This is a genomic window from Microbacterium sp. (assembly GCF_047606385.1).
GTDB lineage: Bacteria > Actinomycetota > Actinomycetes > Actinomycetales > Microbacteriaceae > Microbacterium.
The window spans coordinates 1-17317 of record NZ_JASGEL010000069.1 but is presented as its reverse complement, the minus strand read 5'-3'; the positions used below and the strand labels follow the sequence as shown (position 1 = coordinate 17317).

Genomic DNA, 17317 nt, shown 5'->3' with positions numbered 1-17317 from the left:
GAGCGGGGCCACCGCCGTCATGCCACCGGCCCGTCCGCATAGATCTCTTCGAGGATCGAGCGGTCCCAGAGGGACTCGTCCGCATCGATGCCGAGGACTGTGAACAGCTCGAGGTTGCTCGCGATCTCCTCATCGGTGAACCAGCCGAAGCCGTATTCGTCCGTCACGTCCGAGAACATCAGGTCGAGCTGCACGCGCGCCTGGATCTTCTGCGTCTCCAGATCCAGTCCGGCGTCGGGGTACATCTCGACGGCGAGCTCGGCGGCGGCGTCGGTGTCGTCGCGGTAGAGCTGCCAACCCTCCGCGTCGGCGCGGATGAGGTCGACGATCTCCTGACGCGTATCGGGGTCTTCCAGGCTCGACCGCAGGACCGTGTACACCTGGCTCATCGGGTCGTACCCGAAATCGCTGAGCAGCATGGAGTACCCCGCGATGCCCTCGGCTTCGAGCGAGACGGGCAGGTCGTTGTAGAAGCAGAAGATGCCGTCCACCTGCCCGGCCACCAGCGCGGCCGGATCGTATTCGGTGGGCACGAACTCGACCGACGACTCGTCGATCCCGTTGATCTCGAGGAACGCATCCAAGGCGGGCGTGTCCGATCCCGAGACCCCGATTCGTTTGCCCACCAGATCCTGCGGCGTCGTGATCGGCTGATCCGCGAGCGACAGGATCGTGTTGGCCGCCTTCTGGTACTGGGCGCCGATGATCACCAGATCGGCGCCGGACTCGTTGGAGCGGGCGACGCCGTCGGCTGTGGAGATGTTGACCAGGGACTGGCCGCTGACGGTCGTCGCATCCCCGGCGACGTCTGGACCACCCGGAGCGAGCGTCACGTCGAGACCGGCGTCGCTGAACAGCCCCTCGTCCTGCGCGATATAGGTCCCGCCGAACTGCACCGACTGCGTCCATGAGAGTTGATATGTGACCGAACGCATGGCGTCCGTCGAATCGCCGGCCGACGACGTCCCCGCGCAAGCGGTGAGGGTGAAGACGGCTGCGACGGCGACGAGCCCGCGAGCCAGAGGAGAACGGTGTGATGAGAACAAGGCACTCTGCTTTCAACGAAGAACTCGGGTGGGTGGGTGGTTACTTGCATCGAAATATGTTGCTTGTATCAAGAGTGGAGGAACGATGTTGCGTCGATATTTCCTTCGGATTCCGGGGTTTTAAGTTTCGGGACGTCGCGGACATCATGCGCCGAATGTTTATAGCGACAACACAAGTCGCGCTCCCCTGCTCCGCGAGACGCACACCATCATGACCTCGGACTCGTCCTGCTCCTCCGCCGTGAGCGCGGAGTCGCGGTGCTCCACGTCGCCCTCCAGGACGACCGTCTCGCAGGTGCCGCAATAACCTTCCCGGCACGACGAGGCGACGCTGCAGCCCGCGAGTTCGAGCGCCTCCAGAACCGATTGGTCGGGCCCGACCTCGATGCTCATCCCCGACCGCGCGAGCTCGACGACGAAGCTCGCCCCGCGCTCGCACGCGGCGTCGGCGCGGGAGCCACCGAAGGACTCGAAGACGACCTCGCGCCCGGCGGTCTCGCAGGCGCCGCGCAGTGCCGCGGTCAACGACGACGGACCGCAGCAGACCACCACGGTCCCCGGCGGGGTCCGTGTCACGAGAGCGGCGACGTCGACTCGGCCGTGCTCGACGGAGACGTGCCGGTGCACTCGTCCACCCCAGCGATCGAGCGAGGCCGACTCCGGGAAGCGGCCCTCATCACGGATGCAGTGCACGAGCGACCAGTCCGCCCTCCGCTCGTGCGCCAGCTGCAGCATCGGGAGGATCGGCGTGATCCCGATGCCCCCCGCGACGAAGAGATATCGCCGCGACGACGGAAGCGCGAACGTGTTGCGGACCGCCCGGCACCGCACTCGGACACCGACCGCGAAATTCTCATGGATCCACCGCGAGCCGCCACGGCCGTTCTCGTCGAGGAGCACCGCAATCGTCCATGACTCCGTGTCCGCGGGATCGCCGCACAGCGAATAGTGACGGATGCGCGCGTCGCCGAGACTCAACTCGACGTGCGCGCCCGGTTCCCACGCCGGGAGCGCACGACCGTCCGCGCCGACCAGCTCGACGACCAGGACCTCGGGCGACGACCGGCGCAGGGCTCTGACCTCGAGCTCCCGCTCGAGCATCATGACAGCGCCCCGGCCGCACGCGCGCCCTCGCGGCCGGCGTTGGGGTTGAGGACGCCGGCGCGGGTCCCGGCGAGCTTGGCGCGAATGTGCTCCGTCGCCGTGACGGGCGCGTACAGGGGCTGCTCGCCAGGTGCGAGAAGGGCGGCCAACGGCTGGATGAGCGTGTTCCAGTTCGAGCCGTGGAAGTACGCTGCGCTTCGCCGACGCTGGATGGTGCCGCCGGTGACCGGCGGCTTCACACGATGGAGGGTCGACATCCAATGCTCGTTCGTCCACCGCGTCATGACGTCGCCGAGGTTCACCAGCAGCGCGCCCTCCGCCGGCTGCACATCGTGCCAGCGCCCGTCCGTGCCGAGGACCTGAAGCCCGGGCACACGGTCGGCCCACAGCACTGTGATGACTCCGAAGTCGGTGTGCTCCCCCATGCCGCGCAGTTCCCCGTCGAGGGTCACGCGCATCCCCTCCGCCAGCGCGTAGTTGTTGAGGCGCAGGGTGCCCGTCGCCTGGGCGAATTCAGACTCGAGGGTCCGTCCCGGCTGCCCGAGCGCCTCGATCGCGATCGTCGTCAGCGTCTGGGCGACACGACGGGCATGTCCGAGATAGCTCGTGACTCGCTCCCGGAACGCCGGGATGTCCGGCCAGAGATTGTCCTGATACTGATCGGCTGAGAGGTCGGCGCCGGGATAGTCGTCGCAGGTCAGGCCCACGTTGAAGGCCTCGAAGAAGTCGTTCATCATGTTCGCCGGCGCGATGCCGAGACTCAGGCTCGTCGCCTCGGACTTCGGCGGAGCGTATCCCCGGTTCACACCCGGAGGGGTGCGATACGCGAGCTTCGCGTCGGCGTCGAGGCCGACGAAGAAGTCGTCCATGGCCGACTCGAGTCCGGCGATGACCGCGTCCGGCACGCCGTGGCCGACGACCTGGATGAAGCCGACCTCGCGGCAGGCGGTGTCGAATTCACGACGCGCGGCGTCTCCGCGCGCGGCGGAGCCGCCTTCGACGAAAGGAGAGATGTCGATCGTGGGTACATGGAACATGGCAACGAGCCTCCGGAATCAGGGCGTGATCGACGCATCGTCGTGACGACGCGTCCACTTCCCGTCTTCCTGTCGTGGCTCGTCTCAAAGGACCAGGCTCCAGGACCACCAAGTGATAGCGAACATGCTGCTCGTGTCGCGTTACACCCGTATTTCTTCGCCGTAACGGTTGACGAATCCCGACCGCCCGGCTCGCTGGCGCCGGCACACTGTACTCCGTGGTCAGTGCGCGGGGTGCCGGGATCGCGCTGCCGCCTCGCTCTTGGCGCCGCGCACCGGTCGAGGAGCTGACCGCTGCCTTCGCTCCTCGCGGCGAGTTCGGGCGGCTGACGACAGCGGCACGCCTGCTCGGCGCGGACGTGCATCTGTGGAGCGATCTGAGAGCAGAAGTCCATCGAGCGCGAATCTGGCTCGCCGACCGTCGGCTGCTCGACATCGCGTGGGAGCCCTCGCGGGCCGCGCTCCACCCGCACCGTGACCTCCGCACCGCCCAGCCGCTCCTGCCCTGGGATCGTTGGCTGCCGACGTCGGCGTGCGCCGAGCAGATCGCGGAGGTCGTCCAGGCGCTGCGTTCGGCGCGACGGACGCTCGATGAGCGGCGCGGAGCCCCGCCACTGCTGGCCGCCGCAGGAGTTCAACTCCTCACCCAGGAGTACGCGCCGTTCTTCATCGACGCTCGCGTGCGGCGTGCAACGCTGCGCGAGCTTGCGGGCGATGTGGTGTCAGCGCTCGATCCCGCGCCCGTCCCCGGCTCGGGACTGATCCTGTCGTATACGCCCGACGCGCTCGCCGTCGCGTCCGACGGCACGCTGGCCGTGATGCGGCGATATCGCCCGCGAGCGCCCGAAGTGCGCTTCGCCGCCGCCCAGGCTGTCCTGGACATCCGCCTGCTGCGTGACATCGTCGAGCGCGGCGGGCAGGCGCAGCGTCACGATCTGGACGTGGTCCGTCATGCCCGGATGCGGCTGGGCTTCGGTTCGTTGCCGGCGCTCCGATTCGGCGACATCCGTACGGTCGTCGGTCTCGACGCCGGCACATCGCCTCGGCTGCGGCAGCAGGCCGAGGCGGTCGCCGAAGCGCTGAGATCGAACGGCATCGATCTCACGGCCGTCGATGTCGTCGAGACGCCCTCGCCCTGAGCCTCCATCGGTGCGCGGGCCGCCGACACGGTCAGCGGTCGAAGACGATCAGCAGCAGACCGCCGAGCACCGCGACGCCGCACGTCGTGAACGAGGCGTAGGCCGCCAGCAGCGCCAGCCGCTTCTGCGTGGGCGAGAGCGGGCTCTTCTTCGCCGCCTTCGCCGCCGCCTTGGCGGCCTTGGCGAGCTCCTTCTCGGTGACCACGGTGATCGCGTCGGTGAACTCCGCGGGGGCGACGACCGGCGCCCGGCCGGAGCGCACCAGCATCCGCAGCCCCAGCGCGTAGCAGCCGACGACCACCACGGCGCCGATGAGCGCCGCGACGAAGACCTGGACGAACGCGATCCAGTCGATGTCGATGCTCATCGCCTCGCCTCCTTCGCGGCGCGGCGCTGCCGGCGCGTGGGCGGCGGGTTGCGCTTGACCTTGACCGCCCGGCCGGAGGCGGCGACCTCGCTCATCGCGTTGGCCGCGGTGACCTCGTTGCGACGCGAGCGCACGAAGATGAGGACGATCACCGCGAGCGCCAGGAACGCGTCCACGACGATGCCCCAGATGCCCAGCCACGACACCACCAGCGCCGCGGCGGCGCCCACCAGGCCCGCGGCGGGGAGCGTGAGCAGCCAGCCCAGGGCGATGCGGCCGACGGTGCGCCAGCGGACCTTGGAGCCCCGGCGGCCGAGCCCCGAGCCGATCACCGAGCCGGAGGCCACCTGCGTGGTCGACAGCGCGAAGCCCAGCGCCGAGGACGCGAGGATCGTCGCCGCGGTCGAGGTCTCGGCGGAGAACCCCTGGGCCGGCTTGACCTCCGTCAGGCCCTTGCCGAGCGTGCGGATGATGCGCCAGCCCCCGGTGTAGGTGCCCAGCGCGATCGTGAGCGCGCAGGCGAGGATCACCCACAGCTGCGGATCGCTGTCCGCCGCGTCCTGCCATCCCGCCATGACCAGCGCCAGGGTGATCACGCCCATCGTCTTCTGCGCGTCGTTGGTGCCGTGCGCGAGCGCGACGAGGGACGACGAGAAGATCTGGCCCCAGCGGAAGCCGTCGCGTCCGTCCGGCTTGCCGTCGTATCGCCGCGTGAGCGCATAGGCGAGCTTGGTCACCGCGAAGGCGATGACGGCCGCCGTCACCGGGGACAGCAGGGCGGGCAGCACCACCTTGCTGAGCACGACGCCGAAGTCGATCGCCATCACGCCCGCCCCCACGATCGTCGCGCCGATGAGGCCGCCGAACAGGGCGTGCGAGGAGCTGGAGGGCAGGCCCAGCAGCCAGGTGAGCATGTTCCAGGTGATCGCGCCGATCAGGCCGGCGAAGATGAGCGGCAGGAACGCGCTCGCGGTGATCTGGTCCTCCTGGATGATCCCGTGCGAGATCGTCTTGGACACCTCCGTCGACAGGAACGCGCCCGCCAGGTTCAGCACCGCCGCCAGCAGCACGGCCACCTTCGGCGTGAGCGCGCCGGTCGCGATGGGCGTCGCCATCGCGTTCGCGGTGTCGTGGAAGCCGTTCGTGAAGTCGAAGAACAGCCCGAGTCCGATGACCAGGACGACGATCAGGGCTGCGGTCTCCACCGTTCGCTTTCGGGTGTCAGAGGGACGGGAGGTGCCGACATGATCGGCCTGCGAACGAACAGTTCACCACGGGTTCAGCATCCGGTAACCGGGCCGAGGAAATCCTTACACCGGGGATGGACGCGGTCAACTCGGCGGTCCGCGCGCGCACGGCATCCGGCATCCGCTCGGTTAGCGTGTGGGGGTGACCGAATCGCTCCCGCCCGCCGCCGCCCGCCGCTCCTTCGCGCGTACGCACCACGGCGACACGTTCGAGGACCCGTACGAGTGGCTGCGCGCGAAGGACGACGACGAGGTGCGCGCGCACCTGGAGGCCGAGAACGCCTACACCGAGGCGCGGACCGCGCACCTGGCGGGGCTGCGCGAGCACGTCTTCGAGGAGATCAAGGCCCGCACCCTCGAGACGGACCTGTCGGTGCCCACCCGACGCGGGCAGTGGTGGTACTACGGCCGCACGCAGGAGGGCAAGCAGTACGGCATCCAGTGCCGCGCCCCGCTCGCCTCGGCGGACGACTGGACGCCGCCCGCGCTCGTGCCGGGGGATCCGGTGCCGGGAGAGCAGGTGCTGCTGGACGGCAACGAGGAGGCCGACGGCCAGGAGTTCTTCTCCCTCGGCAGCTTCGAGGTGTCCACCGACGGCACGCTGCTGCTGTACGGCGTCGACCTGGAGGGGGACGAGCGGTACACGGTGCGGCTGCGCGACCTCGTGACCGGCGAGACGCTGCCCGACGTCATCGAGAACACGTTCGCCGGCGCCACCCTCTCCCCCGACGGCCGCTTCGTCGTCTACACGACCGTGGACGAGGCCTGGCGGCCCGACACGGTGTGGCTGCACGAGATCGGCACCCCCACCGCCTCGGACACGCGGCTGTTCCACGAGCCGGACGAGCGGTACTGGGTGGGTGCCGGCTTCACCCGCAGCGACCGGTACCTCGTGATCGGGCTCGGCTCCTCGGTGACGAGCGAGGAGTGGCTGTTGGACGCCTCCGACCTGCGCGGGCAGCCGCGGGTCGTGTGGCCGCGCGTCGAGGGCGTCGAGTACGACTCCTCGCACGCCGTCGTCGACGGGCAGGACGTGCTCTACATCCTGCACAACGACGGGGCGCTGGACTTCGAGCTGGTGCGGGTCGCGGCATCCGACCCCTCCGGGCCGCGGGAGACCGCGCTCGCGCACGAGCCGGGCCGGCGGCTGCTGGGCGCGTCGACGTTCCGCGACTGGGGCGTCGTGGCCTATCGCCGTGACGGCCTGGCCCGCATCGGCCTGCTGGACTACGCCGCATCCGCGGTGCGCGAGATCGGCTTCGAGGAGCCGCTGTATTCGGCGGGCACGGCCGGCAACCCGGAGTGGGCGCCGCCGCTGCTGCGCCTGGGCTACGGCTCCTTCGTCACCCCGTCGACCGTGTACGACTACGACGTCGCGACCGGCGACCTGCTGCTGCGCAAGCAGCAGCCCGTGCTCGGCGGCTACGACCGGGCCGACTACGCCCAGCAGCGGGTGTGGGCGACGGCGGCCGACGGCACGCAGGTGCCGGTGTCGCTGGTGTGGAAGCGGTCGTTCGGCGAGCCGTCGGCATCCCCGCGCCCGGTGCACCTGTACGGCTACGGCTCGTATGAGCACTCGATCGAGCCGGCGTTCTCGGTCGCACGGCTGTCGGAGCTGGACCGGGGCGTGGTGTTCGCGGTGGCGCACGTGCGCGGTGGCGGCGAGATGGGCCGGCAGTGGTACGAGGACGGCAAGCTGCTGGCCAAGCGCAACACGTTCACCGACTTCGTCGATGCCGCCCGGCACCTGATCGCGCGGGGGTACACGACGCCCGCGCAGCTCGTCGCCGAGGGCGGCTCGGCGGGCGGCCTGCTGATGGGCGCGGTCGCGAACCTCGCGCCGGAGCTGTTCGCCGGCGTCCTCGCCGACGTGCCGTTCGTGGACGCGCTGACGACGATCCTCGACCCGTCACTGCCGCTGACGGTGATCGAGTGGGACGAATGGGGCGATCCGCTGCACGACGCCGACGTGTACGCGTACATGAAGTCGTACTCGCCCTACGAGAACGTGCGCGAGGGGGTCGCGTACCCGCGGATCCTGGCGGTGACCTCGTTCAACGACACGCGAGTGCTGTACGTGGAGCCCGCGAAGTGGGTCGCCCGGCTGCGCGAGGTCGGCGCGGACGCACTGCTGAAGTGCGAGATGGTCGCCGGCCACGGCGGTGTCAGCGGACGGTACGACTCCTGGCGCGAGCGCGCGTTCGAGCTGGCGTGGCTGTTCGACGTGCTCGGCGTCGCCGACTGACCCGCCCTGCCCCGCCCCGGTGCCGCCCCGGTGCCGCCCCGCCCCGGTGCCGCCCCGGCCCCGCCGCCCTCGGCATCCATCCGGGGTATGTCCCAGTTCGGCGCGGCTGATGTCCCACTTCGGCGCGGTATTCCGGCCATTTACCGCGCCGAACTGGGACATGGCCGGCGGGGCGGCGGGCGGTCAGCTCCCACCGGGACGCCACCCCGCGGCGATCAGCGCGTCGCGGACCTTGCGCACGGCTGATGCTCCCCCGCCGCGCATGTGATGTGTGAGGATGCGGACGTGGTCCCAGTCCTGCGCGCGGATGCTGTCCCAGCGGTCGGCATCCTTGGCGAACTGCGCGGGGTCGTCGGCGTGCACCCTGCCGTCGTACTCGACGCCCACGCGGTACCGGGGATACGCGAGATCGAGCTCCGCGACGAACCGTCCCCGGTCGTCGCGCAGGTTCCACGTGATCGCGGGCTCCGGCAGGCCCGCGCGCACCAGCACCAGCCGGAGGCGCGTCTCGCGCGGCGAACGCGCGCCCACGCGCATCTCGGCCAGTGCGCGAGCGAGCCGGGCACCTGGCACATCGCCCATGACCCGCACCTCCGCGCGCAGCTCCTCGATGCTCGCGAGCGCCTGCTTTCCGGAGATCAGGAACTCCCCGGCGACGATCAGGTCGTCAAGCGCCCAGATGGCGCCGCACTGCCGCCAGGCGCGCGCGGGATCTTCGAGCGGGAGACCATCGCCATCCCGCTCGAAGATCGGGTCGCGCGATTGCAGTCGGTGGCCCACGATCCCGCCGATGCGTGGCTCGCGGGCCGGGCGATGGGCCGACACGTGGATGCCGGGCCGATGCGGCCACTCCGGTGTGGGCGCGCCGCGCAGGATCAGCGCCGTCTCGTGGCTGAAGAACTGCCACGGCTGCAGTCGGGGCGCGTAACGCAGGCAGCCTTCTCTGAGCGTCGGCGCGGCGCCGACAGCACCCCGGGCGCGCAGGCCACGGTAGGGAGCGTGGAGATCGCCGCGTCCGAGCCGCTCCTTCGTCACGCCGAGAGCCTGGGCCTCGGATGCGCGGAAGACGTCGGGAAGATCGTCCGGGAGGGGTGAGGGATGCCGCATCCCCCTCACCATCCGCCGTATGACGCGCGAGCGGGACACCGCGGGCGAAACGGGGGACAGCGTGTGGCGCGAAGGGGGCTGGGGAGGAGCCGGTGGTGCCTGCGCTGCCGGCTCGGCGGTGAGCATGTCCCAGTTCGGCGCGGTATGAGCCCGCCATACCGCGCCGAACTGGGACATCAACCGCGCCAAAGTGGGACATAGGCCGGGGGGATGACCGGAACGGATGCCGCGGAAGCCGAAGCCGAAGAGGGTGAGTCAGCCGAAGAGGGCGGGTCAGCCGAAGAGCGCGGGTCAGCCGAAGAGGGCGGCGGCCTCCTCGTAGCGGTGCAGCGGCACCGTGTTCAGCTCGCCGAGGGCGTCCTCGAAGGGCACGCGAACGATCTCGGTGCCCTGCATCGACACCATCTGCCCCCAGGCGCCGTCGACGACGGCATCCGCCGCGTGCAGCCCCAGCCGCGTCGCGAGCACGCGGTCGAACGCGGACGGCGACCCGCCGCGCTGGATGTGACCGAGCACCGTCGCCCGGGTCTCGATGCCGGTCAGGCGCTCGATCTCCGGGGCGAGCACCTCGCCGATGCCGCCCAGGCGCGGCCGGTTGAACGCGTCGAGGCCCTTGTCGCTGTACGCCTCGTCCATGCCGGTGAGGGTGAAGCCCTCGGAGACGACGACCAGCGGTGCACGGCCGCGGTCGTGGGCGCGCTGCACCTGTGCGACGATCTCGTCGAGCGACATCGGCACCTCGGGGATGCAGATGACGTGCGCGCCGGAGGCGATGCCCGAGTGCAGCGCGATCCAGCCGACGTGCCGGCCCATGACCTCGGCGACCATGCACCGCTGGTGCGAGTCGCCGGTCGTGCGCAGCCGGTCCATGGCCTCGGTCGCGATGTTGACCGCGGTGTCGAAGCCGAAGGAGTAGTCCGTCGCCCGCAGGTCGTTGTCGATCGTCTTGGGAACGCCCATGACGTTGATGCCGTCGTGGTAGAGCCGGTTCGCCGCGGCGAGCGTCCCCTCGCCGCCGATCGCGATGATGCCGTCGATGCGGTGGCCGTACAGGGTCTTCGAGATGTTCTCCGCTCCCCCGCGCGGCCCCTCGTAGGGGTTGGTCCGCGAGGTGCCGAGGATCGTGCCGCCGACCTTGGACAGGCCCTTGATCTCGTGCCGCGTCAGCGGGAAGAAGTCGCCGTCGACGACGCCGCGCCAGCCGTCGCGGATGCCGACGAACTCGATGTTGTAGGCCGTCGTGCCCTTCAGCACGACGCCGCGGATGACTGCGTTCAGTCCGGGGCAGTCGCCGCCGCTGGTCAGGATGCCGATCTTCATGGGTGGGTCCTCACGCGTGAGCTACAGGAGAGGGCGACGCTGCCTCTTGCAGCGTATCGCGCCATGCCCGACGCCGCGCCCTGTCACCGAGGTGGCAGGGCGCGGCCGGACGCCGGCTAACCGTCCTCCGGTCGCCGCCGGATGAGCAGCCAGGCGCCGACGCCGACGCCGGCCACGACCACCGCGCCGATGCCCAGGCCGATCCAGAGCCCGGGGTCCTGCGCGGCGTCGTCGGCGGCCGCACCCGGCGTGGCGGCCTGCGCCGCCGAGGCGTCGCCGCACTGCGGGACGTCCGCTCCGGCAGCGGACGTCGCGGTGCTCGCCGGCTCGTAGTCGAACGTGAAGGTGTCCGACACCGGATGCCCGTCGGAGGAGACGATCCGCCACAGCACCTCGTACTCCCCTGCGGCGCCGAGCGCCACCGGCACGGTGACGTCCTGACCGGCCAGCGTCGGGCATCCGGTCTCGTAGTACCGGCCGTCCGGGCCGGTCACCTCGAGGACGGTCGCCCCGTCGCCGCCGAGCGGGTCGGCGCTGAAGGTGAGGGTCACCTCGTCGAGGGCGGTCACGGTGGCGCCCGAGGACGGGTCGGAGCCGATCAGCGAGTCGTGCGCGAAGGCGGCCACCGCCAGCGCGGGGACGGTCAGCAGTCCGAGCACGATGCCCGCGCCGGCCAGGAACGACCCCCGCCGAGCGCTCATGATCGTGCGCGGCGGGTGCGTCCCACCGCGAACGCGCCGAGCAGGGCGCCACCGACGGCGACGACCAGCGCGGCGACGCTGAGCCCCAGCGACACGCCGTCGGAGCTGCCGCTCGCATCGGTCGCGGACGCCTCGGGCGCGGAGGTCGCGGTGCCGGTCTCGGGCGGCGTGTCGTTCACCCACAGCACGGGCGCGGGATCGAGCGTGTCGTCGTCCGCGAGCTGCTCCGGCGTGGCCGTCCAGTCGACGACCGTGCCGTCGTCGTAGGTCTGCACCGCGGGCAGGACGACATGGCCGACATCGGGCACCGGGCCGAGGACGAGCATGAACGTCTGGAACTGGCCCGGCTCGATGCCGCCGGCGTCGGCCACGAACGAGATGCTCGTCGGCGCCTCGGTCACGGTGTTGCCGGAGACGTCCACGGGGGCGGGCAGGGTCGAGGTGGTGACCGTGACGGTCCACCCGGGTGTCGGCTCGTAGCTGGCGAACGTGAACGGGGTGTCGGTCGGCAGCTGCAGGTCGATGCGGGTCGTGACCGCCGCGTCCATCTCGTTGGGGACGCGGAGGGTGACGTAGGCATAGCCGCCGGCCGTGGCCTGGTCGGGCGAGACCGTCACATGGGCGGATGCGGACAGCGGCACGGCGACCGCGATGGCGAGACCGGCCGCGAGGCCGGTGAGGGGTCGGATGAATCGCTTTCTGGGCATGGGTGTTCCTCGGGTCGTGCGCGCGCACGGGCAGCGCCCGGCAGGCACGCTGTGAAAAGGGATGACGGGGTCTCAGGCCGCGAGCGGCGGACCCCTCCTCCTCCGGGCCGTCAGGACCACCGAGGGACGCGGCGCGCGCGGCTCGGCGCAGCAGGTCTTCAGCGGCGCGGTCGCGGGCAGCGGACGCGGGTCGAGCGTCCGGGCGACCAGCTCCCAGCCCGACAGCCCGAGCAGCGCCCGCAGCGCGCGCTCGCCGTGGCCGATCGCCAGCACGGTGACGACGGCCGCGATGGCGTGCGCGACCCACATCCCCGCATCGTGGTGCAGCTCCGTCCCGGTCCCGGCCGATGCGACGACGGCCGAGAGGGACCCCGTGTCCATGTGGCCGGCCATCCCGGGCATCGGCACGGCGTCCGCGCCGGCGTCCTCGCCGACGCCGACCAGCAGCAGCCCGTGGAACGCGAACTGGCTGACCGCGACCGCGACCGTCAGCCGGATCCACGAGAGGCGCGCGCCGGCCAGCGCGACGCACAGCGGCACGGCGAGGGCGAGGGCGAGCACGACGTCCAGCCACGGCGCGGGCCGGCCGTCGGCGACGGAGTGCGAGACGGACGCGGCGAGCGTCGCCACCCCGCCGGCGGCCGCGCCGCGCCAGGTGCGAGCAACGCGCGACCCCAACACCCTTCCAACCTAGTCCACCCGGACCTCGCGGAACGGGGCGGCTCAGGCGGCTCCGAGCGCCTCGCGCGTGAGGTGCATGAGCGCCGACAGCTGCACCGAGTCGCTCGATCCGGGCTCGACCGCCACGCCGTCCAGCGCCCGCAGCGACAGGCCCTGCTTCGCGTCGATGAGCTCGGCGATCTTCGTGTCGATCGTGTGCGCCGCGATGATGCGCCATGCGGTCACCGGCTCGTCCTGGCCGATGCGGTGCACGCGGTCGATCGCCTGCGTCTGCTCGGCCGCGGTCCAGCTCAGCTCGGCGAGCACGACGTTGGACGCCGCCTGCATGTTCACGCCGACGCCGGCCGCGGTCAGCGAGCACACCGCGACCGAGACGGCGGGGTCGTTGTTGAACGCGTCGATGGCCTCCTGCCGGGCGATCGCGGTCTGGTCGCCGCGCAGCGACACCGTGCGCAGCCCTGCGGCGGCGAAGTGCGCCTCCGCGGCATCCATCACGTCGATGTGCTTCGCGAAGAACACGACCTTGCCCACCGAGCGCTGCAGCTGCACCGCGTAGTCCGCGGCGAGGAGCGCCTTGGCCTGCCCGATGCGACGCACCATCGTGAACACGTTCTCGTCGCCGGCGGATGCCGCCTTCGACTCGTCCAGCTCGTGCTGGGCGACCAGGCGCACGATGTCCTCGTCCACCTCGCCGGGGGCCAGGCCCCGGTCGCCGCGCGCCTCGACGATACGGCGGTAGCGGGCCGCGAGCCGTGCCCCGAGCTCCCGCTCGGCCTGGCGGATCGAGCGCCCGAACTCGTCGTCCAGCTCGACCGGGAGGTCGGCGATGAGCTTGTCGGGGAGGTCCTTGGCGACGTCGGTCTTGAGGCGGCGCACGATGCCCATCGAGATGACCGCCGAACGCGCCTCGGGGTAGAACGCCTTGTCGGCCGGCGTGAGCCCGGTGTCGTCGAGCTTGGCCATCAGCTCGGGCTCGGGCTTGGTGCCGTTGGTCCAGCCGAGGAACCGCCAGATCGCGTCGAAGTCCTCGACGTCGTTGATCAGCGGGGTGCCGGTCAGCGCCAGCAGCAGCGGGTGCGCCACCCGCTCCCGGATGCGGGCGGCCAGCGCCAGCACGTTGCGCGAGCGCTGCGAGGTGAGGTTCTTGATGAAGTGCGCCTCGTCGACGACCATGCCCTGCAGGCCGATCTGCCCGAGCCACGACAGGTGCCGATCGAGCACCTCGTAGTTGACGATGAAGACGTCGGCGAAGGCGTCGATGTCCTCGCCGTCGCCCTGGATGACGGTCGCGCGGCGCTGCGGCGTCCACCGCTCCACCTCGCGCGCCCAGTTCATCTTCACCACGTTGGGGACCACGACCAGCAGCGGGTAGGCGTTCGCGACGGATGCCGCGAGCACCGACTGCGCGGTCTTGCCCAGTCCGGGCTCGTCGGCCAGCAGGAACGAACGATGCCCCTCGCGGACGGCCTCGAGGAACCGGGACTGGTGACGCATGATCTCCAGGCCCTTCGGCGAGAGCCGGTCGAACTCCGGGACCGGGGGCAGCTCCATGGTGGCCGAGCCGCCGCCGGCGCCGGTCTCGAAGGCCTTGTACAGGGGGCCCATGAGCTCCCAGCCGTCCAGTCGCCGGCGCGGCGTCACGGTCGGCGCCGGGCGGGTCAGATCGGGGGCCAGGAACGGGTTGGCCTCGCGGCGCGACTCCACCTGCGGCGGCACGACCTGACGCTCCGCCAGCTGCGGCGGCACCACGGCGGCGGCCGGGGCGGGCGCGGCATCCGTGATGATGAGCTCGTCCGGCGGCAGCTCGGCGCCGGACTCCAGCAGCCAGTCGCGGCGCATGCGCTTGGCGACCGGCGAGGTGGCCGCATCGACCTCGAGCAGCTGGATGAGGGAGGTGTCGCGCGCCGCGGTCTTGGCCAGGATCGTCGCGACGCCGTCGAGCCGTTTCAGCAGCTCGGCACGGGCGGAGTCGGTGACCTCGGCGTCGTTCTTGACCCGCGCCCGCTCTTCGCGCACGAGGAACGCGATCACCTGGAACTTGACCCGGTTGGTGGGGCCCAGCTTGCCGCGCTGGGCCTTGGCCTCCACCTCACGCACCTTGCGGGCGAGGATCGGGATGAGGGGCGCCTCGTCGTCGCGCCGGGCGGACGAGGTGCGCTTGCGCCGGACGCCGGACTTCGGCGCGGCGGGTGCCGTGGTCGACATGCTCCTCCTGAGCGTCGGATGCGGATCACTCCGACACTGACCTCTGCCGGTGTCGGATGCCGATGAACCCCGCGGTCGGCTCGGTGCCGGGACGGACGCGGGCGCGTCGCCGGGCGCATCGACGAGAGTGCGATCGAGAGCTGGTGCAATCGACGACGGCCGGGACGACGATGCTCAGTGTAGCGCCTTCCGCGACGTCATCCCCAGAGCGTGGCGGCGATGTCCTGCGTGTATCCGTCGGGATCGATCGTGAGCCAGGTGGTCGCGATCCAGGCGTTGCCGCGCAGGAAGTGGCTCTCCCCCTGCTCGACGATGTCGCCGCTGGCGGTGTCCACGCTCGTCGAGCTCGCCGTGCACAGCGTGCCCTCGGCCGCGTCCACGCAGCTGAAGCCGTTGTCGTCGAGGGCGCCCCGGATCGTCTGGGCCTGGTCCGCGTCGACGATCGCGACGGTCGTGGCGATGCCGCTGGTGCCCGCCGATCCCCAGGTGCAGCGCAGGCTCGGCACGGCGTCGAGGATCTCCAGCGCCGACACGATCTTGGTGGAGGCGACCGTCACGGCGGGGTCGTTCAGGGGCGGGATGTCGGACCGCAGCGTCTGCAGCATCCCACCGGAGTAGATGGACTCGCACGAGCCGGGCAGCGTGATGTCGTCCGCCGAGACGGTCGGAGTCGGCGATGCGCTCGCGCTCGCCGACGCGCTCGAGGTGGCCGACGCCGTCGCAGACGCCGACGGCGAGGCGGACTCGTCCGGTGCGCAGGCGGCGAGCGCGGCGGCGAGGACGGCCGCACCGGCGAGGCCGATCGCGAGACGGACGGGCACGATGCGGCGCATGGGCGGACCTCCGGGCTGGACGGGACCCGTCGACCCTAACCGGGGTCCGGCCGTCACCCGGTCAGGGCGCGCGGCGCAGCCGCAGGCTGTTCAGCACGACGAACAGGCTCGAGAAGGCCATCGCCGCGCCCGCGATCATGGGGTTCAGCAGGCCGAGCGCCGCCAGCGGCAGGGCGGCGACGTTGTACGCGAAGGCCCAGAACAGGTTGCCGCGGATGACGCGCATGACCCGCCGGCTGAGGGCGAGCGCCGTGACGACGCCGCCGAGGCCCGTTCCGGTGAGGGCGATGTCGCTGGCGTGCGCGGCGGCGTCCGTGCCCCCGCCCATCGCGATGCCCAGGTCGGCGGCGGCGAGCGCGCCCGCGTCGTTCACGCCGTCGCCGACCATCGCGACCCGGTGCCCCGCCGCCTGCAGCGATCGGACCGCGTCGACCTTGCCCTCGGGGCTGACACGGGCGTGAACGTCGTCGATGCCGACCGACGCGGCGACCGCACGGGCGACGAGCTCGGCGTCGCCGGTGACCAGTGTGACCGCCAGGCCGGACGCCCGCAGGCGCGCGACGACCTCCTGCGCTTCGGGACGGGGCGTGTCGGCCACCGCGAACACGGCGCGCACGCGTCCGTCCCAGCCGGCGACGACGACCGTGGCCGCGGAGTCCGCCGCGGCGACCGCCAGCTCGGGCGGCAGCGGCGCGAAGCCGACCGCGTACTCCGGGGATCCGGCGAACACGCGCCGGCCGTCGACGGTGCCGGCGATGCCGCGACCGGCCTCGGCGACCACGTCGGTCGCCGGCAGCAGCCGGTCCGCGGACTCGGCGATCGGCGCGCCGACGGGATGCTCGCCGGCGGCCTCGAGCGACCCGGTCAGGCGGCGGGCCTCGGCCTCGTCGACGCCGGGCGCGACGGTGACGGCGGTCAGCCGCATCCGGCCGCTGGTGAGCGTGCCGGTCTTGTCGAGCACGACGGTGTCGATGCGGTCGGCGTTCTCGATCGCCTCGGGTCCGGTCATGAGGATGCCGAGCTGGGCCCCGCGGCCCGAGCCGACGAGGATCGCGATCGGGGTCGCGAGGCCCAGCGCGCACGGGCAGGCGATGATGAGCACCGCGACGGCCGCGGTGAAGCCCGCCGTGAGCGGCTGGCCGAGCAGCGTCCACACGACCAGGGTCAGGACCGCCAGCGCGATGACCACCGGGACGAAGACCGCCGAGATGCGGTCGGCGAGGCGCTGTGCGCTGCCCTTGGCCAGCTGCGCGTCCTCGACGAGCGTGGCGATGCGGGCGAGGCGAGTGGCGGCTCCGACCGCCGTGGCGCGCACGCGCAGCACCCCGCCGTGAGCGATCGTGCCGCCGGTGACCTCGCCGCCGGCGGCGACCTCGACCGGGACGGACTCCCCGGTGAGCATGCTCTCGTCGAGGCTCGCGTGGCCGACGACGACGATCCCGTCGGTGGCGACGGTCTCCCCCGGACGCACCGTGAACTCGTCGCCGACCGTCAGCGCGTCGGCGGGGACGCGGCGGCCGTCCGCGAGCTCGACGTCGCGGGCGCCGAGCGCGAGCAGGGCGCGCAGCGCCGCGCCGG

The 17317-nt window shown here is 71.7% G+C and carries 15 protein-coding genes; 2 read left to right on the top strand and 13 right to left on the bottom strand.

What is annotated here, in order from left to right:
- Positions 1–17: 17 nt before the first annotated feature.
- From QM626_RS06635 to QM626_RS06625, 3 genes are all read right to left on the bottom strand, one after another.
- Positions 18–935, bottom strand: a complete 918-nt coding sequence (locus QM626_RS06635) for an ABC transporter substrate-binding protein (RefSeq protein ID WP_415075250.1) — start codon at positions 933–935, stop codon at positions 18–20.
- 270 nt (positions 936–1205) lie between these two features.
- The gene (locus tag QM626_RS06630; RefSeq protein ID WP_415075248.1) at positions 1206–2150 is read right to left on the bottom strand and encodes a PDR/VanB family oxidoreductase; all 945 of its coding nucleotides are present in this window, start codon (positions 2148–2150) and stop codon (positions 1206–1208) included.
- Positions 2147–3187, bottom strand: coding sequence for an isopenicillin N synthase family dioxygenase (locus tag QM626_RS06625; RefSeq protein ID WP_415075246.1), 1041 nt, complete (start codon positions 3185–3187; stop codon positions 2147–2149). The genes QM626_RS06630 and QM626_RS06625 overlap by 4 nt, the downstream gene beginning before the upstream one ends.
- 218 nt (positions 3188–3405) lie before the next feature.
- Between QM626_RS06625 and QM626_RS06620 the strand changes: the two genes are divergently transcribed.
- The gene (locus QM626_RS06620; protein ID WP_415075244.1) at positions 3406–4326 is read left to right on the top strand and encodes a hypothetical protein; all 921 of its coding nucleotides are present in this window, start codon (positions 3406–3408) and stop codon (positions 4324–4326) included.
- Between the two features lie 31 nt (positions 4327–4357).
- On the opposite strand, the gene QM626_RS06615 is transcribed toward QM626_RS06620, so the two are convergent.
- Together QM626_RS06615 and QM626_RS06610 are read right to left on the bottom strand one after the other, a co-directional pair.
- The gene (locus QM626_RS06615; RefSeq protein WP_415075242.1) at positions 4358–4693 is read right to left on the bottom strand and encodes a peptidase; all 336 of its coding nucleotides are present in this window, start codon (positions 4691–4693) and stop codon (positions 4358–4360) included.
- Positions 4690–5898: an inorganic phosphate transporter gene (locus tag QM626_RS06610; protein ID WP_415075240.1), complete on the bottom strand. Its 1209-nt coding sequence runs from the start codon at positions 5896–5898 to the stop codon at positions 4690–4692. Before QM626_RS06610 ends, QM626_RS06615 begins: the two co-directional genes overlap by 4 nt.
- 184 nt (positions 5899–6082) lie before the next feature.
- Here QM626_RS06610 and QM626_RS06605 point away from each other — a divergent pair, with 184 nt between their 5' ends.
- A complete protein-coding gene (locus QM626_RS06605; RefSeq protein WP_415075238.1) occupies positions 6083–8185 on the top strand; it encodes a S9 family peptidase in 2103 nt (700 codons plus the stop codon).
- 183 nt (positions 8186–8368) lie between these two features.
- On the opposite strand, the gene QM626_RS06600 is transcribed toward QM626_RS06605, so the two are convergent.
- From QM626_RS06600 to QM626_RS06565, 8 genes are all read right to left on the bottom strand, one after another.
- The gene (locus QM626_RS06600) at positions 8369–9292 is read right to left on the bottom strand and encodes a hypothetical protein (RefSeq protein WP_415075236.1); all 924 of its coding nucleotides are present in this window, start codon (positions 9290–9292) and stop codon (positions 8369–8371) included.
- A 291-nt stretch (positions 9293–9583) separates the two neighbouring features.
- Entirely contained in the window at positions 9584–10612 is a 1029-nt protein-coding gene (locus tag QM626_RS06595) for a 6-phosphofructokinase (protein WP_415075234.1), read from the bottom strand.
- A gap of 116 nt (positions 10613–10728) precedes the next feature.
- Positions 10729–11313 (bottom strand): copper resistance CopC family protein, encoded by a 585-nt coding sequence (locus QM626_RS06590; RefSeq protein ID WP_415075232.1) that lies wholly within the window; start codon positions 11311–11313, stop codon positions 10729–10731.
- The gene (locus tag QM626_RS06585; protein ID WP_415075230.1) at positions 11310–12020 is read right to left on the bottom strand and encodes a YcnI family protein; all 711 of its coding nucleotides are present in this window, start codon (positions 12018–12020) and stop codon (positions 11310–11312) included. Before QM626_RS06585 ends, QM626_RS06590 begins: the two co-directional genes overlap by 4 nt.
- A gap of 72 nt (positions 12021–12092) precedes the next feature.
- On the bottom strand, positions 12093–12701 hold the full coding sequence (locus tag QM626_RS06580) for a hypothetical protein (RefSeq protein ID WP_415075228.1): 609 nt from the start codon (positions 12699–12701) through the stop codon (positions 12093–12095).
- Positions 12702–12743: 42 nt separating this feature from the next.
- Entirely contained in the window at positions 12744–14906 is a 2163-nt protein-coding gene (locus QM626_RS06575; protein ID WP_415075226.1) for a DEAD/DEAH box helicase, read from the bottom strand.
- A gap of 197 nt (positions 14907–15103) precedes the next feature.
- Complete coding sequence (locus QM626_RS06570; RefSeq protein WP_415075224.1) at positions 15104–15739, bottom strand: hypothetical protein; 636 nt, start codon at positions 15737–15739, stop codon at positions 15104–15106.
- 61 nt (positions 15740–15800) lie between these two features.
- Positions 15801–17317: heavy metal translocating P-type ATPase (locus QM626_RS06565; RefSeq protein WP_415075222.1), on the bottom strand; the 1517-nt coding region annotated here is incomplete at its 5' end.

Coding starts and splice junctions, on each gene's coding strand:
- QM626_RS06570 (WP_415075224.1), bottom strand. CDS start 15,739: ATGCGCCGCATCGTGCCCGTCCGTCTCGCGATCGGCCTCGCCGGTGCG.
- QM626_RS06585 (WP_415075230.1), bottom strand. CDS start 12,020: ATGCCCAGAAAGCGATTCATCCGACCCCTCACCGGCCTCGCGGCCGGT.
- QM626_RS06630 (WP_415075248.1), bottom strand. CDS start 2,150: ATGATGCTCGAGCGGGAGCTCGAGGTCAGAGCCCTGCGCCGGTCGTCG.
- QM626_RS06575 (WP_415075226.1), bottom strand. CDS start 14,906: ATGTCGACCACGGCACCCGCCGCGCCGAAGTCCGGCGTCCGGCGCAAG.
- QM626_RS06600 (WP_415075236.1), bottom strand. CDS start 9,292: ATGCGGCATCCCTCACCCCTCCCGGACGATCTTCCCGACGTCTTCCGC.
- QM626_RS06635 (WP_415075250.1), bottom strand. CDS start 935: ATGCGTTCGGTCACATATCAACTCTCATGGACGCAGTCGGTGCAGTTC.
- QM626_RS06595 (WP_415075234.1), bottom strand. CDS start 10,612: ATGAAGATCGGCATCCTGACCAGCGGCGGCGACTGCCCCGGACTGAAC.
- QM626_RS06590 (WP_415075232.1), bottom strand. CDS start 11,313: ATGAGCGCTCGGCGGGGGTCGTTCCTGGCCGGCGCGGGCATCGTGCTC.
- QM626_RS06615 (WP_415075242.1), bottom strand. CDS start 4,693: ATGAGCATCGACATCGACTGGATCGCGTTCGTCCAGGTCTTCGTCGCG.
- QM626_RS06625 (WP_415075246.1), bottom strand. CDS start 3,187: ATGTTCCATGTACCCACGATCGACATCTCTCCTTTCGTCGAAGGCGGC.